Genomic DNA, 2,741 nt, shown 5'->3' with positions numbered 1-2,741 from the left:
TAGCCGGCGATCTCCTGCCAAAGGAAACGGTCCTCAGGGACGCTGCGTCCAAACAGTCTCCTGCGAACTCTTGCGAGCCGCCGCGACGCCACTATTTGGCAGCAAAGGGAGCTTGCTCCTGTCGTGATACCGATATTGGAAGCCTGGCGCAGCATTCGCATCCGTGCCGCCGAGCTTGGGCGCCAGTTGTCCCAGATGCACGTCAAAGCAAGCACGCCGCAAACTCATGTCGATCCCCGGAATCGGCGCCATGACCACAAGCTGCGGTCCCTGGCGCCGTACGAGTGAAATAGCTATGGCAAACCGACGCCCTTTGCAATCGGGGCGCAATAAAGCAAGCCCACGGAAGCTTGGTGTGAATGACTGCAGTTGTCGGGGCTACTGCTCCCCTCCTATCGACCGAAATGCCTCGATACCGAGGCGCACTCTCGAACAGCCATTCTCCGTGCGAAAGCACACCTTCCTTCTACCGTTGGGCCCGCATCGGAAGCTGATCGTCGCAGTATACAGCCGGATGCGAGGCAGTATGCGTACCGCCATGTCATCTAATTTAGATATTCCTAATGAGTCTGCGCTACTTAACTGCGCTCCAGTAGCTATAGCCTGATATTGTATTGCCTCATTTCGATAGTAGATTTCGTCCAATCGCCGATTAGATTATCCGATTATGACGCTATAATAAGAGATACGAAAGCTACACCATTTGGAACTGGTTTATTTTCTGCTAGTCTACGAGATGTAAAAGGGACGCGCGAATTGGCTTAAGCCAAGAAGATTCCGGCTTGCGAGCCGGGTATTTTGCTGACATTCTTGTTCGTTTCTGAGTTTCGCACTGTGGCAGTTGTTCAAAAGAAGGGGCATAAGGATGGCCAAGGAATCTTCGAATAGCGCTTCTCCAGCAAATAAAGCGGACGTAAATCTGATAGGTAATGCAGACGGAAACGGGCTGGCCTTCATGGCGGCCCAGGCTCGCGAGAGCGGAGGCCCCGGCGACGCTGTAGGTGTCGACAAGATACGTGATCTGCTGTTCGGCAACCAGATGCAGGACTATGACCGCCGTTTTTCCAAGCTTGAAGAACGGTTCTTGCAGCGCTTCAAGGATGTCGAATCCGAGGCCAAGCGCAATCTTGAAATGTACGAGTCAAATGCAAAGAAGCAGGTCGAATCGCTTGCGGGGCAATTGCGGAACGAAAAAGATGCACGAGCCGAGGCCGACAAGGAGATTGACCGGAATCTTCGCGAGCAAAATCAGGCGCTTGAAAAGCAGGTGCGCGCGCTGTCGGATCAATTGAGCGAGCTTGAGCGCGAAGTTGCGGACCGGATAAATCGAAGCGACCAATCGCTGCGTGAGGAAATCAAGCAAAAGAATGAAACCATTCAGATGGTAATGGAGAAGATGTTTTCCGATCTCAGCAACGTCAAGACCGACCGAAATCTTTTGGCTGGCCTGTTTGTCGAGGTTGCAAAATGTCTAAATCAGGATCCCGTAGGCAGCAAGAGCAACTCGGAACGTAATTGGAAAGTGAGTTGATCGGAACTTGACGTCGACCGTCGACCCAATCAGCCTTGCTCAAAAAGCAGCTTCGAACGATACAGAGATTGATCGCGAGGCTCTGGCTAGTCTTTTGGTCGAAATTGCTCGGAACGTTGATCCGGACTATCGCGCGCGTTTCGACGGAGTTCCAACCGCCGATCCTCGCATGGCAACGCTGCGCCAGTTGCTGGTCGGCCGCGAGATTTCGGAGCTTTCACGAGTTACGCACCTGCTCGACGAACCTGAGCAGCTTGCGTCTGCAGTTGGGGGTGTTCTCCCCAGTGCAGCCGCACGTGCGCCTTATGCGCAACTCGGCGAGGCCCTTGCGCCAGCTGTCGAGAGGGCCGTGCAACGGTCCATCCAGAAGAGCCCGCGTACGCTTACGGATATATTATACCCGGTGTTTCTGCCGGCAATTCGCAAGTCGATCGGGGAAAAGATCGATCAGACCTTTCAGTCGCTGAATGAAACTTTAAGACATATATTTACCTGGCATGGGCTCAAGTGGAGATTTGAAGCTTGGAGAACTGGCGCAAGCTTCTCAGAAGTTGTTCTTAAGCATTCACTTGTCTATCGTGTAGAACATGTCTTTCTCATTAACCGAAATTCCGGGCTTTTGATAGCGCATGTAACTGCCGATAATGCTACAAGCGAAGATCCGCAACTCATTTCTTCGATGCTTAGTGCAATTCAAGATTTTGTAAAAGATTCATTTAACGAGAAAGAACAGAGCGGCCTGGACACTATCCGTTTCGGGGAGCTTCGCCTCTGGTCGGAAGTTGGACCGTTTGCGACCTTGGTCGCGGTGATCCGGGGAAATCCGCCAGAGGAATTACATGAAATAATTCGCGATGTGTTGCTTCGCATCCATGATGAATGCTCACAGGCTTTAGAGGAGTTTGACGGCGACAGTTCGCAGCTGGCCGGCATAGAGACGCAGTTGCAGACCTGCGTTGAACTGAAGCAGGAGGAATCAAACCAGGGATTTCCGTGGTTGGTGGTGGCTGCAGTCCTGCTGGTTTTGATTCCGGCAGGCGGTTGGCTCTTTCTTTCCTGGCAATCCGGGCAGCGCTGGCAGGCCTATGTGTCGCGGCTGAGTACCCAGCCGGGCATTATCGTTGCCGAACAAGAAATGCGCGATGGCCAATTCTATATTGCCGGCCTGAGAGACCCGCTTGCCGCCGACCCGCAGTCGCTGTTGTCCGGA

1 protein-coding gene and 1 pseudogene are annotated in these 2,741 nt (G+C 53.0%); both read left to right on the top strand.

Annotation, left to right across the window (positions count from 1 at the left end; translation table 11 throughout):
- Window positions 1-865 precede the first annotated feature (865 nt).
- A complete protein-coding gene (locus AC0L26_RS28085; protein WP_473635489.1) occupies window positions 866-1,531 on the top strand; it encodes a hypothetical protein in 666 nt (221 codons plus the stop codon).
- Window positions 1,532-1,538: 7 nt separating this feature from the next.
- Window positions 1,539-2,741, top strand: a pseudogene (locus tag AC0L26_RS28080) (OmpA family protein); the annotation flags it as partial.

The organism is Mesorhizobium sp. WSM4823, from assembly GCF_055811195.1.
Note: the sequence above shows the minus strand (reverse complement) of the source record. Positions and strands in the feature narration are given on the sequence as shown.

Coding starts and splice junctions, on each gene's coding strand:
- AC0L26_RS28085 (WP_473635489.1), top strand. CDS start 866: ATGGCCAAGGAATCTTCGAATAGCGCTTCTCCAGCAAATAAAGCGGAC.